The sequence below is a fragment of the Paenibacillus sp. JMULE4 genome (genome assembly GCF_013337105.1).
Lineage (GTDB): Bacteria > Bacillota > Bacilli > Paenibacillales > NBRC-103111 > Paenibacillus_G > Paenibacillus_G naphthalenovorans.
Genome location: NZ_SGWF01000002.1, coordinates 89,486 through 109,020, shown reverse-complemented (window position 1 = coordinate 109,020; position 19,535 = coordinate 89,486). Strand labels below are relative to the sequence as shown.

22 protein-coding genes and 4 pseudogenes are annotated in these 19,535 nt (G+C 44.3%); 15 read left to right on the top strand and 11 right to left on the bottom strand.

The window, feature by feature from the left end; all coding sequences use genetic code 11:
• Window positions 1–542, bottom strand: a 542-nt coding sequence (locus tag EXW96_RS01200) for an IS256 family transposase (protein ID WP_174349651.1), incomplete at its 3' end; no start/stop codon positions are given.
• 475 nt (window positions 543–1,017) lie between these two features.
• Between EXW96_RS01200 and EXW96_RS01195 the strand changes: the two genes are divergently transcribed.
• Together EXW96_RS01195 and EXW96_RS01190 are read left to right on the top strand one after the other, a co-directional pair.
• Window positions 1,018–2,238, top strand: a complete 1,221-nt coding sequence (locus tag EXW96_RS01195; RefSeq protein WP_174349650.1) for an IS256 family transposase — start codon at window positions 1,018–1,020, stop codon at window positions 2,236–2,238.
• 660 nt (window positions 2,239–2,898) lie between these two features.
• Window positions 2,899–3,564: a hypothetical protein gene (locus EXW96_RS01190; protein WP_074730190.1), complete on the top strand. Its 666-nt coding sequence runs from the start codon at window positions 2,899–2,901 to the stop codon at window positions 3,562–3,564.
• Window positions 3,565–3,689: 125 nt separating this feature from the next.
• On the opposite strand, the pseudogene EXW96_RS27110 reads toward EXW96_RS01190, so the two are convergent.
• Window positions 3,690–4,282, bottom strand: a pseudogene (locus EXW96_RS27110) (IS3 family transposase); the annotation flags it as partial.
• A gap of 32 nt (window positions 4,283–4,314) precedes the next feature.
• On the opposite strand from EXW96_RS27110, the gene EXW96_RS28395 reads away from it, so the two are divergent.
• On the top strand, window positions 4,315–4,542 hold the full coding sequence (locus EXW96_RS28395) for an IS3 family transposase (RefSeq protein WP_174349657.1): 228 nt from the start codon (window positions 4,315–4,317) through the stop codon (window positions 4,540–4,542).
• Window positions 4,543–5,073: 531 nt separating this feature from the next.
• Here the strand turns inward: EXW96_RS28395 and EXW96_RS01170 are convergent.
• The 6 genes from EXW96_RS01170 to istB (EXW96_RS01145) form a co-directional block, all read right to left on the bottom strand.
• A complete protein-coding gene (locus EXW96_RS01170; protein ID WP_174349647.1) occupies window positions 5,074–5,559 on the bottom strand; it encodes a hypothetical protein in 486 nt (161 codons plus the stop codon).
• Window positions 5,560–5,640: 81 nt separating this feature from the next.
• Complete coding sequence (locus tag EXW96_RS01165) at window positions 5,641–6,495, bottom strand: hypothetical protein (protein ID WP_174349646.1); 855 nt, start codon at window positions 6,493–6,495, stop codon at window positions 5,641–5,643.
• A gap of 51 nt (window positions 6,496–6,546) precedes the next feature.
• Complete coding sequence (locus EXW96_RS01160; protein ID WP_174349645.1) at window positions 6,547–6,861, bottom strand: hypothetical protein; 315 nt, start codon at window positions 6,859–6,861, stop codon at window positions 6,547–6,549.
• Between the two features lie 130 nt (window positions 6,862–6,991).
• Window positions 6,992–7,537, bottom strand: coding sequence for a hypothetical protein (locus EXW96_RS01155; protein ID WP_174349644.1), 546 nt, complete (start codon window positions 7,535–7,537; stop codon window positions 6,992–6,994).
• Window positions 7,538–7,588: 51 nt separating this feature from the next.
• On the bottom strand, window positions 7,589–8,197 hold the full coding sequence (locus tag EXW96_RS28735; RefSeq protein WP_254611161.1) for a hypothetical protein: 609 nt from the start codon (window positions 8,195–8,197) through the stop codon (window positions 7,589–7,591).
• A complete protein-coding gene (istB, locus tag EXW96_RS01145; RefSeq protein ID WP_174349643.1) occupies window positions 8,154–8,903 on the bottom strand; it encodes an IS21-like element helper ATPase IstB in 750 nt (249 codons plus the stop codon). Before istB (EXW96_RS01145) ends, EXW96_RS28735 begins: the two co-directional genes overlap by 44 nt.
• Before the next feature lie 287 nt (window positions 8,904–9,190).
• Between istB (EXW96_RS01145) and EXW96_RS28380 the strand changes: the two genes are divergently transcribed.
• The 3 genes from EXW96_RS28380 to istB (EXW96_RS01135) all read left to right on the top strand — a co-directional run bounded on the left by EXW96_RS28380 (window position 9,191) and on the right by istB (EXW96_RS01135) (window position 10,993).
• A complete protein-coding gene (locus EXW96_RS28380) occupies window positions 9,191–9,571 on the top strand; it encodes a hypothetical protein (RefSeq protein ID WP_375256425.1) in 381 nt (126 codons plus the stop codon).
• A 145-nt stretch (window positions 9,572–9,716) separates the two neighbouring features.
• Window positions 9,717–10,244, top strand: coding sequence for a hypothetical protein (locus EXW96_RS26875; protein WP_375256427.1), 528 nt, complete (start codon window positions 9,717–9,719; stop codon window positions 10,242–10,244).
• On the top strand, window positions 10,241–10,993 hold the full coding sequence (istB, locus tag EXW96_RS01135; RefSeq protein WP_137671284.1) for an IS21-like element helper ATPase IstB: 753 nt from the start codon (window positions 10,241–10,243) through the stop codon (window positions 10,991–10,993). The genes EXW96_RS26875 and istB (EXW96_RS01135) overlap by 4 nt, the downstream gene beginning before the upstream one ends.
• 411 nt (window positions 10,994–11,404) lie before the next feature.
• Here the strand turns inward: istB (EXW96_RS01135) and istA are convergent.
• Window positions 11,405–12,373: pseudogene (istA, locus tag EXW96_RS27095) on the bottom strand (IS21 family transposase); the annotation flags it as partial.
• A 326-nt stretch (window positions 12,374–12,699) separates the two neighbouring features.
• Here istA and EXW96_RS27090 point away from each other — a divergent pair.
• Entirely contained in the window at window positions 12,700–13,092 is a 393-nt protein-coding gene (locus EXW96_RS27090) for a tyrosine-type recombinase/integrase (protein WP_254611160.1), read from the top strand.
• 142 nt (window positions 13,093–13,234) lie between these two features.
• Window positions 13,235–13,666 carry a tyrosine-type recombinase/integrase gene (locus EXW96_RS27085; RefSeq protein ID WP_254611159.1) on the top strand — a complete coding sequence of 144 codons (432 nt, stop codon included), beginning with the start codon at window positions 13,235–13,237 and terminating at the stop codon, window positions 13,664–13,666.
• Between the two features lie 331 nt (window positions 13,667–13,997).
• Here the strand turns inward: EXW96_RS27085 and EXW96_RS01120 are convergent, their stop codons facing one another.
• Together EXW96_RS01120 and EXW96_RS01115 are read right to left on the bottom strand one after the other, a co-directional pair.
• Window positions 13,998–14,903, bottom strand: coding sequence for an IS3 family transposase (locus EXW96_RS01120; RefSeq protein WP_258313571.1), 906 nt, complete (start codon window positions 14,901–14,903; stop codon window positions 13,998–14,000).
• Window positions 14,904–14,920: 17 nt separating this feature from the next.
• Window positions 14,921–15,247: a transposase gene (locus tag EXW96_RS01115; RefSeq protein WP_141336823.1), complete on the bottom strand. Its 327-nt coding sequence runs from the start codon at window positions 15,245–15,247 to the stop codon at window positions 14,921–14,923.
• Window positions 15,248–15,325: 78 nt separating this feature from the next.
• On the opposite strand from EXW96_RS01115, the pseudogene EXW96_RS01110 reads away from it, so the two are divergent.
• From EXW96_RS01110 to EXW96_RS28370, 7 genes and pseudogenes are all read left to right on the top strand, one after another.
• A pseudogene (locus EXW96_RS01110) lies at window positions 15,326–15,743 on the top strand (ATP-binding protein); the annotation flags it as partial.
• Window positions 15,744–15,794: 51 nt separating this feature from the next.
• Complete coding sequence (locus tag EXW96_RS01105) at window positions 15,795–16,403, top strand: alpha/beta hydrolase (protein WP_174349641.1); 609 nt, start codon at window positions 15,795–15,797, stop codon at window positions 16,401–16,403.
• Window positions 16,404–16,418: 15 nt separating this feature from the next.
• Window positions 16,419–17,138 (top strand): CPBP family intramembrane glutamic endopeptidase, encoded by a 720-nt coding sequence (locus EXW96_RS01100; protein WP_256832093.1) that lies wholly within the window; start codon window positions 16,419–16,421, stop codon window positions 17,136–17,138.
• A 427-nt stretch (window positions 17,139–17,565) separates the two neighbouring features.
• Window positions 17,566–18,138, top strand: a complete 573-nt coding sequence (locus EXW96_RS01095) for a hypothetical protein (protein ID WP_174349640.1) — start codon at window positions 17,566–17,568, stop codon at window positions 18,136–18,138.
• 403 nt (window positions 18,139–18,541) lie between these two features.
• A pseudogene (locus EXW96_RS28375) lies at window positions 18,542–18,619 on the top strand (hypothetical protein); the annotation flags it as partial.
• 93 nt (window positions 18,620–18,712) lie between these two features.
• Window positions 18,713–19,243 carry an effector binding domain-containing protein gene (locus EXW96_RS01090; protein WP_212741264.1) on the top strand — a complete coding sequence of 177 codons (531 nt, stop codon included), beginning with the start codon at window positions 18,713–18,715 and terminating at the stop codon, window positions 19,241–19,243.
• The gene (locus tag EXW96_RS28370; RefSeq protein WP_375256424.1) at window positions 19,240–19,491 is read left to right on the top strand and encodes a DUF6508 domain-containing protein; all 252 of its coding nucleotides are present in this window, start codon (window positions 19,240–19,242) and stop codon (window positions 19,489–19,491) included. Before EXW96_RS01090 ends, EXW96_RS28370 begins: the two co-directional genes overlap by 4 nt.
• Window positions 19,492–19,535: the final 44 nt, after the last annotated feature.

Genomic DNA, 19,535 nt, shown 5'->3' with positions numbered 1-19,535 from the left:
ATTTGCCCGTCCTGCTTGACTTTGAAGTGAATGGCATCCATGAAGACGACGGAATAGACCGTTTGCAGAGGGCGATGCTGCCATTCCTTGATAAGCGGCATGATTTTCGCCGTGACGTTCGAAATGAGCGCCGGCGATACGTCAATGCCGTACAACTGATTCAGGTGCTCCTGAATATCTCTCGTACTCATTCCTTTGGCATACATCGATACGATCTGATCCTCGATGCCGGTGACCTGTCTTTGATGCTTCTTAACCACCATCGGTTCAAATTCGCCCAGCCGATCACGCGGGATTTCAATCTCGATCTCGCCATACTCTGACGTTACGGTTTTCTTACTATGTCCATTGCGGCTGTTGTGAGTCTCCTTATGCTTTACATCGTGTTTGGCGTAGCCGAGTTCTGTTTCCAGTTCGGCTTCCAACATTTCCTGGAGTGTCTCCGCAAAAAGATCCTTCAGCGTTTTCTGCACGTCTTCGACGGTCTTCAAGTTGTTCTCTTTGATGAACTGGCGGAGTTGATCTTTTGGTAGTAATTTCATGATGTGTTCTCCCAACCTTTCGTTGTCTCCATTGTAATAGTTTTAGGTTTGAGAGTTTACACAAAATATTTTACAGTCCCTGCTTTTCTAGATAGGGTAATTAATACATTTGATAAGAATGAATATAGGTATGTTTATCAACCAGTTCTGTACGATGACTTTAACATAAACCATTCGATTAGATTGAAATCCTTTGCTGAGGAAAATACAGATGTTTTCTTTTGGAAAGATAAAAGCCTTGAATACCAAAATGAATTTAGGATTGTTATTTTGAACAAAGATATTGAAGAACCCTTAATAATTGACATAGGAGATTTATCTGATATTAGTTTAATCACTACATCTGAGCAGTTGTTTAAGAATGAACTAATTTTATCAGTTAGGAAATAGTAAGGGGTGGCAGAGTCTGTAAAATAAAATGTGTAAACTCTCAAACCTGATAAAATGAAAGTAATAGAAAGGTTGGGGAGCACACATGGGATTATGGAGTAAAGAGCAGCTTAGGGCCTTCATTAAGGAGAACAAGCTGGTGACCGCACAGGACGCGCAGAATGCTTTGAAAGACTTATTTGCCGAGACGCTGCAAGAGATGCTGGAGGCCGAGATGGAAACGCATCTGGGCTATGAGAAGCATGACGTGAAGAACAAACAGACGACCAACAGCCGCAACGGAAAGAGCAAGAAGAAGATCACAAGCGAATACGGCGATCAGGAGATTGCCGTGCCCAGGGATCGTCTGGGCGAGTTCGAGCCGCTCGTGGTAAAGAAGCACCAATCCAACGTCACCGGCATCGAAGATCAGATTATCGCCTTATACGCCAAAGGCGTGAGCACGCGGGAAATCCAAGATCACCTGCAGAATCTGTACGGTATCGACGTTTCGCCGACGATGATCTCGAACGTCACGAACAAAATCGTTCCGCTCATCAAGGAGTGGCAGAACCGTCCGCTGCAAAGCGTGTATGCCGTCGTCTTCCTTGACGCCATTCACTTTAAGGTCAAGCAAGACGGCGCTATTGTGAACAAGGCCGCCTACATGGTCATCGGCATCGATCTGGATGGTAACAAGGATGTGCTGGGCATGTGGATCGGCGAGAACGAATCGGCCAAGTTCTGGCTCAGCGTCCTAAACGACCTAAAGAATCGCGGCGTACAGGATATTCTCATCACCTGTGTCGATAATCTTACCGGTTTCTCTCAGGCCATTGCCGCCTGCTATCCGAAGACGGAGATTCAAAAGTGTATCATTCACCAAATCCGCAACTCGACTCGCTACGTGTCCTATAAGGATCTGAAGAAGGTAACAGCTGATCTGAAGCCGATCTACAAAGCGGCGACGGAGGAGATGGCGCTTGTGGAGCTGGATCGTTTCGAGGAAACATGGGGCGCTAAATATCCGCTCATCATCCGTTCGTGGCGCAGCAATTGGGACGAGCTGGCTACCTTCTTCAAGTACCCTCCCGAACTGCGCAAGCTCATCTACACCACCAATATGATTGAGAGCTATCATCGTCAGCTTCGCAAGGTAACGAAGGGAAAGAGCATTTTCCCCAGCGACGAGGCTCTTCTGAAGATGCTTTATCTTGTAACCATGGATGTCACCCGTAAATGGACGGGGCGTGTCCAAAATTGGGGACAGATGCTGCTGCAGCTATCCGTTTTCTTTCCGGATCGAATCGGGCAGCACTTGCCGTAAGGGGCCAATCTCCCCTAAGGCAGATTCCTTTATACATGAGTTTACACAAAATTATTGACAGACCCGGGTGGCAATTTTTCCTCCCCAACAGTGAGCAAATGCCATTCCTTCTTTGTTGGTACTGTCACCTCTACACATGTGGAGTGCGTAATAGGAATGCAACGAATCGATACGTAGAAATCCTTTATTTTCAACACTTTGCGCGATTTATGACTTTCACGGCAGACGGCAGCGACTTCAAAAATAAAGTGCTCAAAGACAAAATTGAGGTTTCCGTCGTTTTGGACCTGGATTTGGACGTCGGGTGTGTAGACATGTTGAATTCGTTAGGATGAGTTCAATTTAATATTTCGACGGAAGAGAGCCATTGTGTGTGTTACCTATCGAGAGCCACTTGTTAATTAAGTAGAGCTATGTTGTTAATCTTCAGAGCCATCTAAGGACTAAACGGGTAGTTTAGTGAAACAAAAATTGTTCCAATGCGTTGATGGGGTTGGTTGAGCTCCCTCGAGGAACGAGTTCAAAACCGAAAGGGCTGCCGCTGCAAGCCCTTCGCTCCGCTAACAGGCAGGAGTTCCGATATGTGGTATTATTTAATTGTATATCAACCATGGCTGCATACGGTTCTGAGTTCAAAAACAGATATTGTCGGAGGCGAAAATGGCACGATCCACGAAAACACAAATGCTGCTACTGACTGTTCCGCTGTTGGTCGTTCTTGCTGGTTGTTCCGGTAACCAGGTGGCTCCCGCCGCACAGAGTAGCCCGGTTACTTTGTCCGTTTCTGCTAACCAGACTGCCGACGTCGGCATTGGGCAGGCTTCTGATACCAATACTGTCACAAATTCTTCATCCATTTTCGGCAACGGGCGGGATTCTGGGAACCAATCGAATTTCAGTCAACCGAGTACGGACTCTGAATACGACGTCTCCAATCTGGAATTGACCCTGCCGAAGGGATGGAACCTGAATACCGAGGACCGCTTTGGCGCATCCCTCACCGACGAGAACGGAGTCAATCTCGGGAGCGTTGTCACGTACCCGTATGCTGACGATTTTGACTTCAAATTTTATAAGCCCAACCATAGCGAAATTACAAATGAAGAAGCGATCGATACTCCCATCGGAAGCGGCAAGCTATATACGCTCGACGCTGACAACGGTACTGCCGCCTCCGGCCTGACCGGCACTCATGACGTCTATTTCGCCGTCATACCGATACAAGACAAAATTATTTACGTACTGGAATTTTCAAAGCATGATAAAGAGGCGGCGTCCAAAAAGCAATTCGTCGGTCTACTGAACGGGTTGCGGTTAAAAAAGTGAACGCCAACCGATTGGAGAAAAGGCTGAACAGGCATGCCCTTAAGCCCTTCGTGGTTACTCTAAAGCCCCGAAATTACCTTTGAGTCTTTTCTCTTAATCCACTAGAATGTGAATTGGATTGTCATGGCTTCATTACAAGCGGTTTTGCGGGGCCTATATTGAGCCACGGTGTAGGTAGAAACGAGTCCTTGCTCTTTCATGATTCGACCCATTCTACGTCTGGAGACGACGAATCCGCGATCCTGGAGTTTGACTTTGATCTTTCGTGTACCGTAAGCTTTTCGATTCTTATGGAAAATATCCACAATTGTTTCAGTTACATTGTCTTCGTTCGGTTGTTCTTTCGTTTCATAGTAAAACGTACTTCTTGCGATTTGCAGGACGTCGCACATTGCTGATACCGAGTATTTATCAAGGTTGTTCTGGATGATAGCTACATTCGTCCCATGATCAGCGCGGCTTGCTTTAAAATGTCCACCTCCATTTTCAGACGCTGGTTCTCTTTTCGTAAAGCGATCAGTTCTTTTTCTTCTGATGAGCGATTGTCCTTCTCCTTGAAGGAGCCCGTTGTCTGAGCTTGCTTGATCCAGCGGTCTAAAGCGGAGGCAGTGAGGTCATATTCCTCCACAATCGCTGCTCTGGATTTCCCGTTTTCATAGAGTTCCACCATTTGTTTTTTAAATTCTGAGGTAAAGGTACGTCGTTGGTGTTTTGGCATTGTAGAGATCCGCTCCTTAGGATGATAGGTTTATTCTACATGCCCTTATTTTTTCTGTCCAACTTAGTGTAGCCGATCCACAAGACTGTCTTTCCAGACAAGAGTTTGAGAGTTACCAAGATGCTTACCATGTCGTTTCCAATTACCTCTTGTTTTACAATCAGCGACGAATACATGGCAGTTTATATGATCTATCCCCAGAGGAATTTTTTCAGGCTGTTCTTCAACAAACCGTAAAACCGCTCGTGATTAAGGTGTAGCTGAAGAATAAAGCCCTTTACATGGAGGGGCGGGCATGATAGGCTACTAGCCTCGCGATGCCTTGGTTCCTACATCGCCCTATCGCGAGAAATCATGCCCGCAGAGGCTCCGTGTCAAGGGCGGCTACGACGTAAAATCAATAAAAAACTACGCATTCGCTAGAATAAGGGTATAAGACTCTAAAGTTACGGGGTTAAACCGATCTGATTTTCGAGGATATGGGTATCATGAACGGTATCATCTTTTCGTATTCGCCACCACTACAAGAAGTCCAATAAAATCATATTTTTCAACGGTCTATATATATCCGAATGGCTCGGGGCGGTTCATCTCTTATTGAGTTGCACTTCAATTCTTTTGGGCTGACTTCTTCCCAGGTAAAAAAGCAACAGTGCCGGTTACTGCTCTAGAAAGAAACCTATGAGGGCATACCTTTTCCAAGGGTAATACCACCCATAAAGCTCCTGTAGAGCAAAGGATCGTGAATTCCATATCCATCTTTTTTCGTGTACATTATAGATACGAAGTTATTACCCACCTTCAGTTATCCCTACTATATTTAATTTTTGAATCCAATCAGAAATGATAATATCTCCTGACTCGTTGATTAATTGGATTTCTATGCTCCTGTTATCTTCAATAATTTCTCTAAGGTCGTTTAGAGGTATTTCGTTTTTGATTTCAAATGTTCCAGCTCCATATCCATGACTTTCACTTTTATCAAGTGTTACCTTCTCTCCATAGAGTATAGGAAATTCTTCCTTATCCTCATTAATAAAATCCAACAACTTTGGGTTGGTTATATTCATTTTCATTGTAAAAGGACCTATCTTATTATTTGATTCGTTTATTAAAAAATAGTCAATAGTCAACAATTTTGTTTTTCCATGTCGAACATAATTTACCATTGACTTTTCTTGATCAAACGATATTTTATTCCCCGTGCTTGAGTTATTTGTGCTGCAACCTATAATAGTGAATGTAATAAGAAACAGGATTAACACCCTTGTTATCAATACAATACCCTCCATTTTTTATTAGAGTCGTTAAATTGAACGAGATCGGTTTGGTTATCCGATCTCGCCCTTGTGCTTATTCTACTCCCAGTTGAACTCAATATTACCCATATATTTTACTATATCCTGTTGGTATAGACCAACCAATCGATTTTGGTATGACAATTCGTCTTCATCTTTTAATTTAGGGTTTTCAGAAATGTATTTTGGCAGTAACTTGGACCAAATGACATTCTGAGTATACAAGTCACGATCATATTCAAACAATTCATCATAACTTTTTAATCCCATTCCCTTAGTTACTTCCTCGACAAGATTGATTCCTTCTTTATGACTCATAATAGATTGTTTTAAATCATTAAAATAATTAGTCACTTCATCGTCTGTAATACTAATCTGATTTGCTTTTGCATACTCTAGAACGATTTCATTTTTTAATACTTGCTTTGCCGCATTTTCAACAAACTGGCGTTGATCAGTAACCGTTTCAGAATTACCATTTAAGCTTCGGTTGACTGCAATTCTGTTTATCCATTTATTAAGTTCTTTATCGTTTATAAAGTAATCTTTGACTTGACCGTTGCTGTTTACTTTCAATATTGCATTTCCTACTCCCGCAATTACTAAATCTTTCATTTGCAGACCTTTCGCAATTACTTCTACTTTGCTAGGATTATTCATGGTTGTATTAGTGCTAGCAGTAAAAGTAGACGCAGGAGCAAAGCTACCTGTAACGGTGTTTTGGCTTCCGGGGAAGGTTGAATAGAACCCCTCACATTCAACCGTAATAACCGCCCCACTTATATGGTCAAAGTTCATATTTTGAGCAGAACTCCAGTAGTAAAAAGCTTTGTATCCACCGCCAAAAAAAGAAGTGTTGGGAGAAAAAATGGATCCATGCATTATGTCATTAGCATTCCAATTATATGCATTCACGGAACCTATGTTTGTTCCTGATGAGTCTTTAAAATTGACCGATAAAGCATCCTATTTCTTTGTTCTACGGCGATATAAAGTCAGAGTGATTACATTTAAAATGATGGTAACAATAAATAAAACTGATGCGGCGAAAGCTACAACACCATTTGTATCTATAAGAGCAGAAAAATCTTCATTTCTAACCATAAAATAATAATGGTATATTTGCATAAGTAACGAAATAGTACAAGAACTGGTGCTGATAATGAAATAGACGATCCAATTCCTATGATCAAATTTTTCAATTCGAATGAGATTAATAATAGGAAGTATCCAAGCAATAAGGCCAAATAAGAGACTACCGAGATTAATCCAACCAGTCATCTGAATTCCCCCCTTCTTTTTTCATTCTTCATGGATAAAATCTTATACCAATATAATAATGATAACATAATTGATTGCTCGTTTTGTTGATTCAGTAAACCTAAGTAATTAGGGTTTGCTGAACGATCCCTTAACCGGCGAGAAATGCCCTCCCAAACACAACTTGAAGCAAGTAACGAAAATAGAGAAAAAGAAAAGGCGTGCCCGGATTCTTTCGAGACCATACTTGCGTTTTCCTTCGTGGACGCACATGCGGCTGGTGGATGCTGACGATCCGATCATCAACCTGGTGCGTTCGGTTCGTATACATTTCTTGCTGTTGTCGATATAGCTCATGCACCACCAGCAAATTCTTGTACTGCCGTTTGTTCAGTGCCGTGAGGGGCGTGATATGAGCGAGTTGCTCAACGATTCGAATATCCCGTGCGATGAACTTCAGTTGTCTGCCAATGGCCTTGCGGAGCTTACCGAATCCGATCCGACGCTGCTTTGCGACTTCCAGATAAGCGTTAGGCGCTTTCTGACGATACGTGCGTGGCTTCGCTAGCTTGCCGCGGTGCGGCTCATTACGGTGATCGTTCGTAGTGTAAAAAGAAAATAAACCATTAGACTGAAAATTATCAAGACCTAGGCTTAAGAAAATTAAATAAAATAAAGGGTTCCACATATTATACATGACTAATATGTGGAACCCTTTATTTTTAACTATCGTTTCCCGTTACTGGAATCAGACATTTTTATCGGGTCCCATTTCTCTTATTATCCCAATTCTTTTCATTAATTCAATTCTGCCGATGTTTTCATACTGTTCATTAACAAAAGAAATTACATCATTTAAGTATGAAGATATTTTGTTAAGATAACTCTCAAAACTATAAAAAGTCATATCATCAGGTACACGTTTATCCTCATAAAGTTGCAAATAGAGCGGCCACCAGTCAAACTGTACAGGAACCGGGTAGCCGAGGTTTTCTAAATCCTTTTCTAAATCATCTAAAAAACGCAATTGCGGAATATTACCTTTGATTAAGTCTTCTTTTCTTTCTATTTTTCTCATTTCTTCAACTGCTTTTAATATGCCCGGCAAAAAATCAAATGGATCGAAACACTCTGGGACATTAGTAAATTCGGCAACTCGTTTTGCCCCTTTTACTGCGCATGCTTTACGGATGCGGCCTACGAATTTCCGAGGCGTTGCAACTGACGCTCCAGGATATTGACCTGAACAAAGGCACCTTGTTGTAACCGTCAAGTCCATTTGAACATTTTTCGATAAATAAGATTGAACACTTTTAGCTGAAAATCGTTTGCCGATGTTTAAGACGATAACTGTCACCTTGCAGTTGAATAATTTCACTCTTGTGTAGGATGCGGTCTAGGATCGCCGTTGTAATTGCTGGATCACCAAGCAGCTCTGCCCATTCCTCGGGCCCCTTGTTCGACGTAAGGATGATGGAGGTTTGGCCGTAGAGCTTGTTGACGAATTGAAAGAATAAGTTTGCTTCGATCCGATCCATTGCCATAAACATAAGATCATCCATGATCACAAGGTCAGATCGGTAAATCCGCTTCATTTTGTATTGGGAGGCCCTTGAAATGGCCTCCGTTTTTAGCAGTTGAACCAGTGCGTCCATGGTCACAAAGCTAACCTTATAACCCTTCTTTAGGGCCTCCACGGCAAGGCCAATCGCAAGATGTGTCTTCCCGACGCCTGGTGGACCAAGGAAGATGAGGTTGTAGTTTTGTTCCAACCAGAGTAATTCTCGCAGTTGGCTGAGTTGCCGTTTGCTAAGCGACTGCTGTTCTTCGAGTCGGAACTCCTCCAACGTTTTGATCTCCGGCAAAAGTGCCCATCGGTATCGCTTGGCAAGTTGTTTCTCCTCGCGGCGGTTCAGTTCGTGCCGTAGAAGCTGCCCGAGAAACTGACGACATGTCCACTCCTTGGATTCTGCGTCCATCAGGGTCTGTTCAATGACTTGCGCGGCCTCGGTTAAGTTTAGATTGCGTAAGGCCTGTCTAAGCTCAAACGTTGCTTCACTCATCGCTGTCCTCCTGAAAGAATTGCCTTGTAGGCGGAAAAATCCCGAACTTGAGGCTTTACCTGCCGCTTCTTCGTATCGGTGTCCATAAGCGGTTTGATAGGGGGCTGGGAAACGGATGTCTGCTGCGTGTGTACGGTAAGATAAAAATACCCAAAATGATCAAACGGATTTCCCCAAAAAAATCGTGCAAAATTCCCCACTTTAATCGTGCGGAAATGGACCGAATCTAGCAACTCCGTTACCCTGTTCGTAGACGATGAGGGGGCGGAGACGGGGAGATGCTGAAGATGAGTCAGATTGAAACGATCAAGAACATGCAAAGCAAGGGGCTTGGGCCGAGCGCGATCGCCGAGCGGCTGCAGATGGACCGAAAGACGGTGAGGAAGGTCATGAAGTCGGAGACGTTAGAGAATCGAAAACCGAAGGCGGCAGTGGCGCAGCCTTCCAAGCTGGATCCGTACAAGCCACTCATCCAAAGCTGGCTCGAAGAAGATCGTAAGAATCGCTACAAGCAGCGGCACACGGCGCAACGCCCACTATGGTTTCGAGGTCACGTTCTGCAATCCGTACGCTGGCCACGAGAAAGGCAATGTCGAGAACAAGGTCGGCTACTTTCGGCGCAACTTTTTCGTGCCGCTGCCCACCGTGACGGACATGCAGGCCTTTAACGAGGAATTGCTCGGCCGCTGCGAAGCCGATTGGCAGCGTGAACATTACAAGAAAGGCGTCCCGATTCACCTGCTCTTTGAAGATGATAAGAATGCGCTGCTCTATCTTCCGCGCCATCCGTTCGCCGCCTGTCGCTATGCCCGCGTGAAGACGGACGGCTACGGTAAATTCTCGATTGACGGCAAGCACTTCTATTCCTCGTCACCAGAGTGGGCCGGGCGCGAAGTCACCGTGCGAATCGGGGCCCACACCGTGGAACCGCTCCTGCCAAGCGGTGAGCCGATTACGATCCATCTCCGTCTGTTTGGCAAACAGCGGACAGACAGTGTGGACGTGCGGACCACGCTCAGCCGCCTATTGCAGAATCCCGGCGCCTGGCGCAACAGCCAGCTGCGCAAAGCGATTCCGGATCTGCTGCGCGAAGAACTGGACAAGCTGGAACGCACAGAACTGAAAGAGACGCTGGCGACAATGGAGCAGCTCTCCGGGCGCTATGGATTCGACACCGCCCTGCAGGCCATGGAGGAAGCGACCAAGCTCGGACGGCTCACCAGTGCGAACAGCATCGTGCTTGCCGCCAGGCTGGCCTCGTTTGAGCCGGAAGAAAGTCCAAGTGTCGATCTGAGCGTCTACGACCGGATGCTGGAGCCTGTCGGCGGGGTGAAGCCATGAGCGCGATTCGGGAACGGGAGGCGCTGCGCGCGGAGATCTCGGCCTTCTGCAAGAAGCTTGTGCTCAGCCAGCGTGCTGTCCAGCTGTGCGAAACGGAGGCGACGCCCAAACAGGAAGAGTTCTTGCACCGCGTACTATCTGAGGAGATGGAAAGCCGGGAGCGTAGCCGCCGCACTAGGCTACTCAGCCGCGCCGGATTTCCGGTCTACAAGACACTGGAGGGTTACGAGCGCCATGGCGTCAAGCTGCCGAGCTCACTGCAATGGAGCGATCTGACAGAAGGCACGTTTATTGAAGGACGGCGAAATCTGGTGTTGTACGGCCCCGTCGGCACCGGCAAGACGCACCTGGCCATTGCGGCTGGGCTGCGTGCCTGTGAGCTCGGGATGACAGTGAAGTTTTACACGGTCGCAGAGCTGGTGATGCGTTTGGCTGAAGCGAAGCGCGGCGGCACGCTCGAACGCCTAATGAGCGAGATCCAGCGCTGCCAGCTTCTCATTCTTGATGAGTGGGGGTATATCCCCGTTGACAAGGACGGCGCGCAGCTGCTCTTCCGTGTCATTGCCGACAGCTACGAGAGCCGCAGTCTGGTTATTACGACCAATCTGGAGTTCTCCAAATGGGGGACCGTCTTCACCGATGACCAGATGGCCGCGGCGATGATTGACCGTTTGGCGCACCACGGGCACCTGCTCGTATTCGAAGGCGAGAGCTACCGGATGAAGCATGCGCTCATGAAAGAACGGTAAAAATTCCCCACGACGATGATGGGGAAAAATGCACGATTTTTTTGGGGATTTTTGCTTGACGAAATACAGCTGCTGTGGCCGCTTGTAGTGTTCTACGGCATCTGCAAAATCCGTCGCCCGGTATAACCGATGCTTCACGCAGTAATGAAGTGCCTTCTCCATCGCTTTGGAATCCGCCCCTTCCAATGCCCGCCCAATGAGCTGCAGTTGGTCACGGATATACCTTGGCTTTCGTTTGTAGATCTCATGGAGAAAGGGCACGGCCGTCTCTGGAACAGGGAATGCTTCGGCTACCGTCTGGATGTAAGCGGCTATTCCCTTGGTTCGATCCCGTTTGTGGTTCGTGTTTTGAATCAGTTTTCCACTGCCGGACCCAAGCGGATGTTCCGCCAGAACCTGGCCAGTCTCCACGTCGTAAATTTTCAATTGGCTAGCTTCGGTTACCTGAATGCCCACTCGTTTATCTGTACCGTCATAGGTTCCCAAAGGGACGGAGTAGCGGTTTCCTTCATACCAAATGGTGTTGTCCTTCCGAACGGTCCTTGTTATACTTGATGGTAACGGGTTTATTTTTGTGTGGACCGGGCGGAGGTGCTCCCTTTCAAGAGCAAACACTTCGGCCGGTATTTTTTTCGTTGTATAATGCATCGAGGCATTTCCTGTGCGATGAAGCCAGGCAACACAGTCTTCGTTCAATTTATCTACGTGGCTGAACAGGCGATGACGTGCGAAATTTCTTTTTACATACTTCACGACATTTTCAATCCGGCCCTTACTTTCAGGATCTTGCTTCCGGCACATCCGGATTTGGAAACCTCGCTCCTTCACATACCCCGCAAATTCATGAGTGAGCAGGAGATCTCCATGATTTTCACTGGTCAAAAGCAAATGGTCCTGATCATAGACAAGTTCCTTCGGAAATCCACCGAAGAAGGAAAACGCATCTTCGTGCATCTGAATGACGTCCTTCGTGGTGAACGGGCGGTCCTGCCACTGAACATATTTATATCTCGAATGAGACAACACAAAGGCGATGAACCAAAGTCGAACCAGATTTCCTTGCGGGTTGCGAAGCTTCGTCTCTCCAAAGTCTACCTGAGTTTGGTGGCCCATAGGAGGATCTTCTACCGCTTCGTACTGCCTGATCTGCATCGTTTTCGGAATGCCATGCTTGCTCCGAAGCTCTCGCACATAATTCCTTACCGTACCTTCAGAGATATTTCCCACCTGATACCGTTCTTTAAGCCAATCTTGTACTTGTGCAGCAGAGAGATCGGGGTACTCCCGCAACCACTCTACAATGGTTTTTTCATAACCATCCAGCTTCTTTTTCCTGCTCTCTAGCTGTTCCAGATACTCACTGAACTGATCGGGATTCATCATTTCTGGATAGCTCCAATCTTCTGGCAATTTGGGTAATCTTTAATCCTTCTTGCTTCATCCGTTGAATGGAGAAGTACATATGCCACCTCTCTAAACGTCTCATACTCTTCCTCACCATTGATGTTTTATCTGCCAAAATGATACGAGGTCGAGTATGGGGGGTAAAGAGTGTTCATTCTTATTTGTCGTTTTCTGTTGATTTTATTTTACCGGTTACACTTGTCCATTCGCTACACAAAATTCAATAAAGAACGAATCCTTCCCATGTCGGACAAGCAAGGTCGAAAATACCTGCGCATACGTCATCCCGGAGGTGAAGTGGGTTGAAGCAAACTGATTTTGCACGGACACTGACGCTATTTCTGACCGATTTTCTTCCCGGGCAACGGAACGTCAGCCCCCATACGATCGCATCTTACCGTGACACCTTCAAACAATTTCTCCTATTCATGCAAGATAAACAGCAGGTAAGGCCGGAGAGAATTTCATTTGCAACCTTAACCGCACCGAGCATTAAGGATTTTTTACAATGGCTCGAAACTTCCAGACAAGTGAGTATTAGCACCCGGAACCAGCGATTAGCCGCGATTCACAGCTTCTTCCGATTTGCTCAAGCGGAGAATCCGGAAATCTTGTTCGAGAGCCATCTTACGCTGGATCAGTTAGCCTGTTTATTTGAACAGCCCGATACATCGACAAAAGAAGGGACGTCGTAACTTGGCCTTGATGGTCGTCTTGTACGACGCTGGGGCAAGGGTGCAGGAATTGATTGATCTGAAGGTTTGTGATGTGTGACTGTTTCATCCCGCAATGATTACCTTGACCGGCAAAGGCAACAAGAAAAGGAACATTCCAATTATGGCCAAAACCCGAAATCTTCTGGAAGGTTACATGACCGAAAACCACCTGCTTGATATGGGGCGCCAACAAAGCCCTCTGTTTTACAACAGCAGATACCAGGCGTTTACAAGACCCGGCATTACCTACATCCTCGGCAAGTACATGAAACAGGCAAAACGCTGCAAGGTTTTTCCGGAACAATTGCACCCGCACATGCTCAGGCATTCTAAGGCTCTTCATCTGTTGGAATCTGGTGTTAACCTGATTTACATTCGTGATTTGCTGGGGCACGTGAGTGTGACAACAACGGAGATCTATTTGAAATTCGATACGGAGCTTAAAAGAAAGGCCTTGGAATCAGCATATCCCCAAGTGACGAGTCCTGACACTCCCGCTTGGGAAGAAAACATTGACATGATGCAGTGGTTGCAGAACCTTTGCCGTCCTTGATCGTTATGGAAAGTTTCTCGGTAACGACCGCAGGTCTAGTACGGATTCTTTCGAGGATCTTTCCATAACCAAATTCTTTCGATAATTTCCCTTATGGTAAGTTTTCCATAACGGAAAGACCCGGTTTAAACCCGTAACTTTAGAGTCTTACACCCTTATTCACACGATTGCGTAATTTCTCATTGATTTACGTCGTTGTCGCTCGTTGTCGCCCTTGACATGGAGCCTCCAGCGGGCATGATTTTTCGCGATAGGGCGATGCGGATAACACATGCATCGCGAGGCTAACAAGCCTATCATGCCCGCCCCTCCATGTAAAGGGCTTTATCCATCATACCTTAATCACAAGCGGTTTTACGGCTTGCTGATGCATAGCTTGATGAAATTCCTGCGGGGATAGATCATACAAACTTCCATGGATCCGCCGCTGATTATAAAACAAGAGATAGTCAGATACGATACGGTATGCATCCTGATAACTCTCAAATTCATGCCTGGAGAGACACTCTTGTTCTAAAATGGCATGAAATGCTTCGATATGCGCATTTTTATTCGGCGTTTTCGGAGGAATACGTTCATGTTCTACACAATACTCCAGGCATGCTTCTTCAAAAGCATGGCTGATAAATTGCGGGCCGTTATCGGTACGAACCACGGGCAGCTGATCTTTCTCAAAGAGCCGCCGTTTCCATAACGCTCTCTGCAGGATTTGCGCAGCATGCTTCCCTTCACAAGAGAGGCCCATGTGGTAGTCGATAATCGATCGGTCGTAGACGTCAATCAGGCTGAGCAAGAAAAAGAAACGCTGCTCTGCTGCAATATAGCCGTATTTCACGTCCATCTCCCAAAGCTGATTCGAAGCGCAAATCTCACGGTTGTTCGCCAGCTTTCGGGGATATTGGATTCGCTTCCGGCGTTGTGGCTGCAGGATGCCCAGTTCCTGACACAGCCGGTATACTTTTTTCTTGTTAATGATCAGCCCATACTGTCGTTTCAGGCATACGGTTAATTTACGGTAACCGTAAGTCGCTTCTTCCCCGGCAATAAGCTCCATCAGCCATTCCTTGATCTGCTCATCGCTGACGGGACGCCGCTTATGATCCAAGGAAAAGCCGGGAATCGGCCGTCCGCCGTTATACACTCGCTCTTGCTTGAAGTGTTTCTTCCGGTAATAGTACGTCGCTTCACTGACGCCGACGATTCGCAGCACCACTGCAGCTTTATAACCCCGCGCAATCCATTTGTCGGCGATCTCTATTTTGTCCGATAGGCGGGGTTCACCTTTTTTACGAGATCACGAAGAATCGCAATCTCCAAATCCTTCTCGCCCAACAGCTTTTTCAATTTGTCGTTTTCCTGCTCTAACGCTTGAAACTCTTTGGATGATGGAGTGTAGGCTGCAACTTTTTTGGATTCTGGTGATGCGTTTTTCCAGTTTGCATGCTTCGATTGACGAATCCAACGAGCGAGCATTTTCCCGTCTATTCCATGTCGTCTTGCAACTTGGCTGGCATTGCCTGCTTCTAAGGCTTCTTGGATGAGCTGTTGTTTAAATTCAATGCTGTAACTCTTGCGCTGCATCTTTGATCCCTCCACTTTTGTTAATTCATATTGTAGTGGATAAGGAGAAAAGACTCAAAGGTAAATATGGGGCTTTAGAGGACCCACCTGGCCATCGGCTTGGGCATCGAAGCCTTAAAGAATGGCCGTAAAGTCAGCTTTGTGACGATGGATACACTGATTCATCTGCTGAAAACCCCAACTGATTTCACGGTCATCTCAGTATAAGGTGAAACGCTTGTTACACAGTGATCTAGTGATCCTCGATGATTTAATGTTTATGGCCATGGACCAAAATGAAGCGAACATGTTCTTTCAGTTCATAAACAAGCTTTATGGTCAAACATCGATTATTTTAACTTCCAACAAAGGCCCCGAAGATTGGGGCGAACTCTTGGGAGATCAGGCCATTACAACGGCGATCCTTGACCGAATCCTGCACAAAAGCGAGGTGATTCAGCTGAACGGAGACAGCTATCGCTTGAAGTATCGGCAGACGATTTTTCAGAACGCTTAGTGTTCAAAATTAATTAGCGAAAATTGTTCAAAAGGTCTTGACGGTTACACTTTGCTGGGACATAGTGAGGGTACGATTATCGCAACTCTATCTGCCAGTCGAAAACAGGTAGACGGAATCATTTTATTGTGTGGCGCCGGTACATCATTGAAAAGTGTCATGACATTTCAAAATGAAGCATTATTATCAGAAATCGCTAGCAAATCCGGATTTTCTGGAGTGCTCCTGCGCAAGCTTGTGTCGCGCGAAAAACAGCAGCTCAAGCAGAAGAAGCTATTTGATAAAGTAATGCAAACCAAAGAATCTACTGTAAGGATTAGCGGAAGAACCGTTCAAGCCAAGTGGTTAAGAGAGCATCTATCTCTGAACGATAAAGATATTTTAAACTTGCTGTCATCTTTAAAATGTAAGGTTCTGGCGATTAACGGAAGCAAGGATGCTCAATCTCCAATAGAGCCTTTTTGTAATTTGAAAAACTTAGATTTAGAAAATGTCCATACCGTAGTGATTGATGATATGAACCATATGTTGAAAAAACAAGATCATGCTTACTCTATATTAACATTAAATAAAATATATAAAAAACTGAAGAATGAACCGATATCATCTGAACTTGTTAACGAGATTAAACATTGGGTTCAAACCATATCAATTGAATAGTCGGAGGTGTTAACTGTGAAAAGGGTGGTAGCTGTATTGGTTTTAGGGCTGGTGGCTGGCGCTGTTTTAGGAACACAGCAAGTAATGTCTTTAACGCCTGAAATGGAAAGCCAGATTGCTGTCCAACTGGGGTCAAAGCAAGTCATTATTATAGTGGCTATGCTGCAAACAGCAATTATGGCGAGTATTGCCACTATAGTAGGATCTTGGACTTCTCCAAAAGTAGGCTTGAACAAATCGTTTTTTTATAACAGAAAAAGCATTGCCGCAGCAGTGGTCATCGGACTATTGTCTGCCGGATTTATCGCTATTTCGGAAAAGTTTATATTTGCTGAAGCGTTGGGACTGGATGAGAAATTTGAATTTTCCTGGCTTAATTTTCTTGGCAGTGTATTATACGGTGGCATCATCGAAGAAGTGCTTCTAAGATTCGGACTTATGTCGCTTATTATATGGATTGCCAGCAAAATTACGAAATCTGTGAATAGCAATGGAATTTACATTGCCGGTATTGTCATCGCCGCACTCATATTTGCAGCAGGACATCTTCCTGCGACTGCACAAATGTTGGGTTTAAGTCCATTGTCTGTAATCCGTACTTTGCTGCTTAATTTTTTGCCGGGGCTCGGGTTTGGCTATTTATATTGGAAACATGGATTAGCATATGCAATGCTCGGACATATCTCCACGCACGTCATCAATCAATTGATTCTTCTCCCTATATTGTTCAATTAAATGCGCAGGTTTTTGCAGAATTTAGGAGGTTCAAGCAACAATGGAAGAACTTATATTTCACGACATAAACATTGAACACATTCCAATTGTAAATAGTTGGTGCTGCGATGATGACAGTTTTCATGTTATATGATAGGAACCCGTGGAATAGTAGATTATATGATTGGCATTGTTGTTTTTCTGCTTACTATGATCCTATTATCTGGGTTAATCACACTGCTAATTCATTGGACAAAGAAACATACCTTCTCTTTATATTTGGATCGCGCTCACTTGCTTTTTCTTGGTGTTCATATGTTTTATAGGTCCTTGGGAATTAATGTTTATTGTCTCTATATCAATTGTTGTTTCCTTCTATTTCATTGGGATGATGATTTGTCGCCTGTTGAAAGGTCAATATCGTCAGTCAAGTAAGTTATCAAAGATAATGACATTAGTGCTGTCATCTTTATCATTAGCCTGTATTCTTTTTGGTGGTTATTGGTTATTTAATAGTGGTGATAGCGAATTGCCAATATTATATAGACTGAAGACTATGAAAACAACGGAACAGTATTCTCTTCCATTGGCTAATCCGTCTGTACCGGGCTCTTATCAAGTCAAGACATTAACGTACGGAAGTGCCAACAGCTATCGAAAGGAATTCAATGCTGAAAATTCACTGATTACGAAGCCAGTGGATGGCTCGTCATTTGTGGAAAATTGGTCCTCAATCCGCACTAAAACATTTGGATTCGGGTCGGATCAAATGCCGCTTAACGGGACAGTATGGTATCCCGATGGAAAAGGAACGTTCCCCTTAGTCATCGTTGTTCATGGTAATCATCTAGCCACAGACTACTCACATCCTGGATATGCTTATTTAGGTGAATTGCTAGCCAGCAAAGGTTATATTTTTATATCGATTGATGAAAACTTTCTGAATACTTCGCCGTATGATGACTTATTCATGTTGAAAGTATTAAAAATGAAAATCCAGCCCGCGGTTGGCTTATTTTAGAGCACTTAAAGGTATGGGAGGAATGGAATAACACAAGGGACAATCTATTTTTTAACCTCATCACCTGAAAATGGCAATATCAAATTCAATTATAACTTTGGCATTCGCTCCATATTTCTATTGCAGGCACTAGGTAGAAGATACCCGCGGCAACATAGCAAGTTTACCGTTAAGTAGTTTTGGAGAATAGTAGTAAAGTATTTGATGAGGTCATTAACTACCTTGAAAAGGTAGTTCTAAGTGGGGATGAAATTGATTATGAAGAAATTACAAAAATTGTGTCTGCACCCGTCGCTTTATTCCAAAGAATATTTGTTTTTGTTTCAGGAGTTACCATTTCAGAATATGTAAGAAAACGTAGATTAACACTAGCAGGGTTTGATTTAAAAAAGGTGAGGATTCTATTATTGATATAGCGTTTAAGTATGGTTTTCATTCGCACTCTGTTTTTTCGCGAGCATTCAAAGAACATCATGGGATCACACCTTCGGAAGCAAAACTAATCAATTCAAAACTCAATGAGTATCACCCAATGAATTATCTTGAAATGAGATTTATAGGAGGCGAAAGAATCATGGCAAAATTAAAGAAAATCGTGTATAAGGAATTCGACGAACGTCTAATGGTTGGAGTTCATTATAACACTTCATTTTTTGAGGCTGGAAACGCATGGAAATCATTTTTTGAAAGCGATAAGATTGACTATTTAAAAAATTTATCTGAATTTACTTATTGTGAGGATATTGATGAAAATGATGGTATCGGAATGATGTTTAATTTTCAAGATACAAATGCTTTCGAATTAATATTAGGAGATTTTATGAGGGTAAATACACCGGTTCCCCATGAGCTGTACAAAAAACATATTCCAAGCGGAACGGTGGCTTGTATCCAAATTGAGGGAAATAACATCGCAGAAATTGTTGACTCGGCCTTCTTGTTGATTACAGAAGCCATTGAAAAAACTGATCAAGAAATTGATTTTGAACAGTTTTATTGGTGTGAGATATATACAAAAGAACGATATTCCATTCCACTAAGTCATGGTGAAAAGGTAGTTATTGATTATATTTTGCCAGTAAAATCGGAATTATTCGCCATGTGAAGCGACCTTTGCGGCTAGTTATAAGCCTTCGAAGCGATGTCGGTTCAAACTTTCAACCAGATCCATTGTGTTCATTCTGTAATCCCCAGACAGTTATCGATGAAGCTGATTTGGATACGATTAGAAAGCTTTTCACTACGATCATCAGAGCAGATCGATTTAATGCCGGAACGTATGCATTGATGATTGATAACGCAACCCTGAATTTATTTGGGAAGAAATGCTTAAGGATTACCACTGGAGGATGAGTGGGATGCCTTTTATCGCGGCGAACTAAAAATGACTAAAGAGG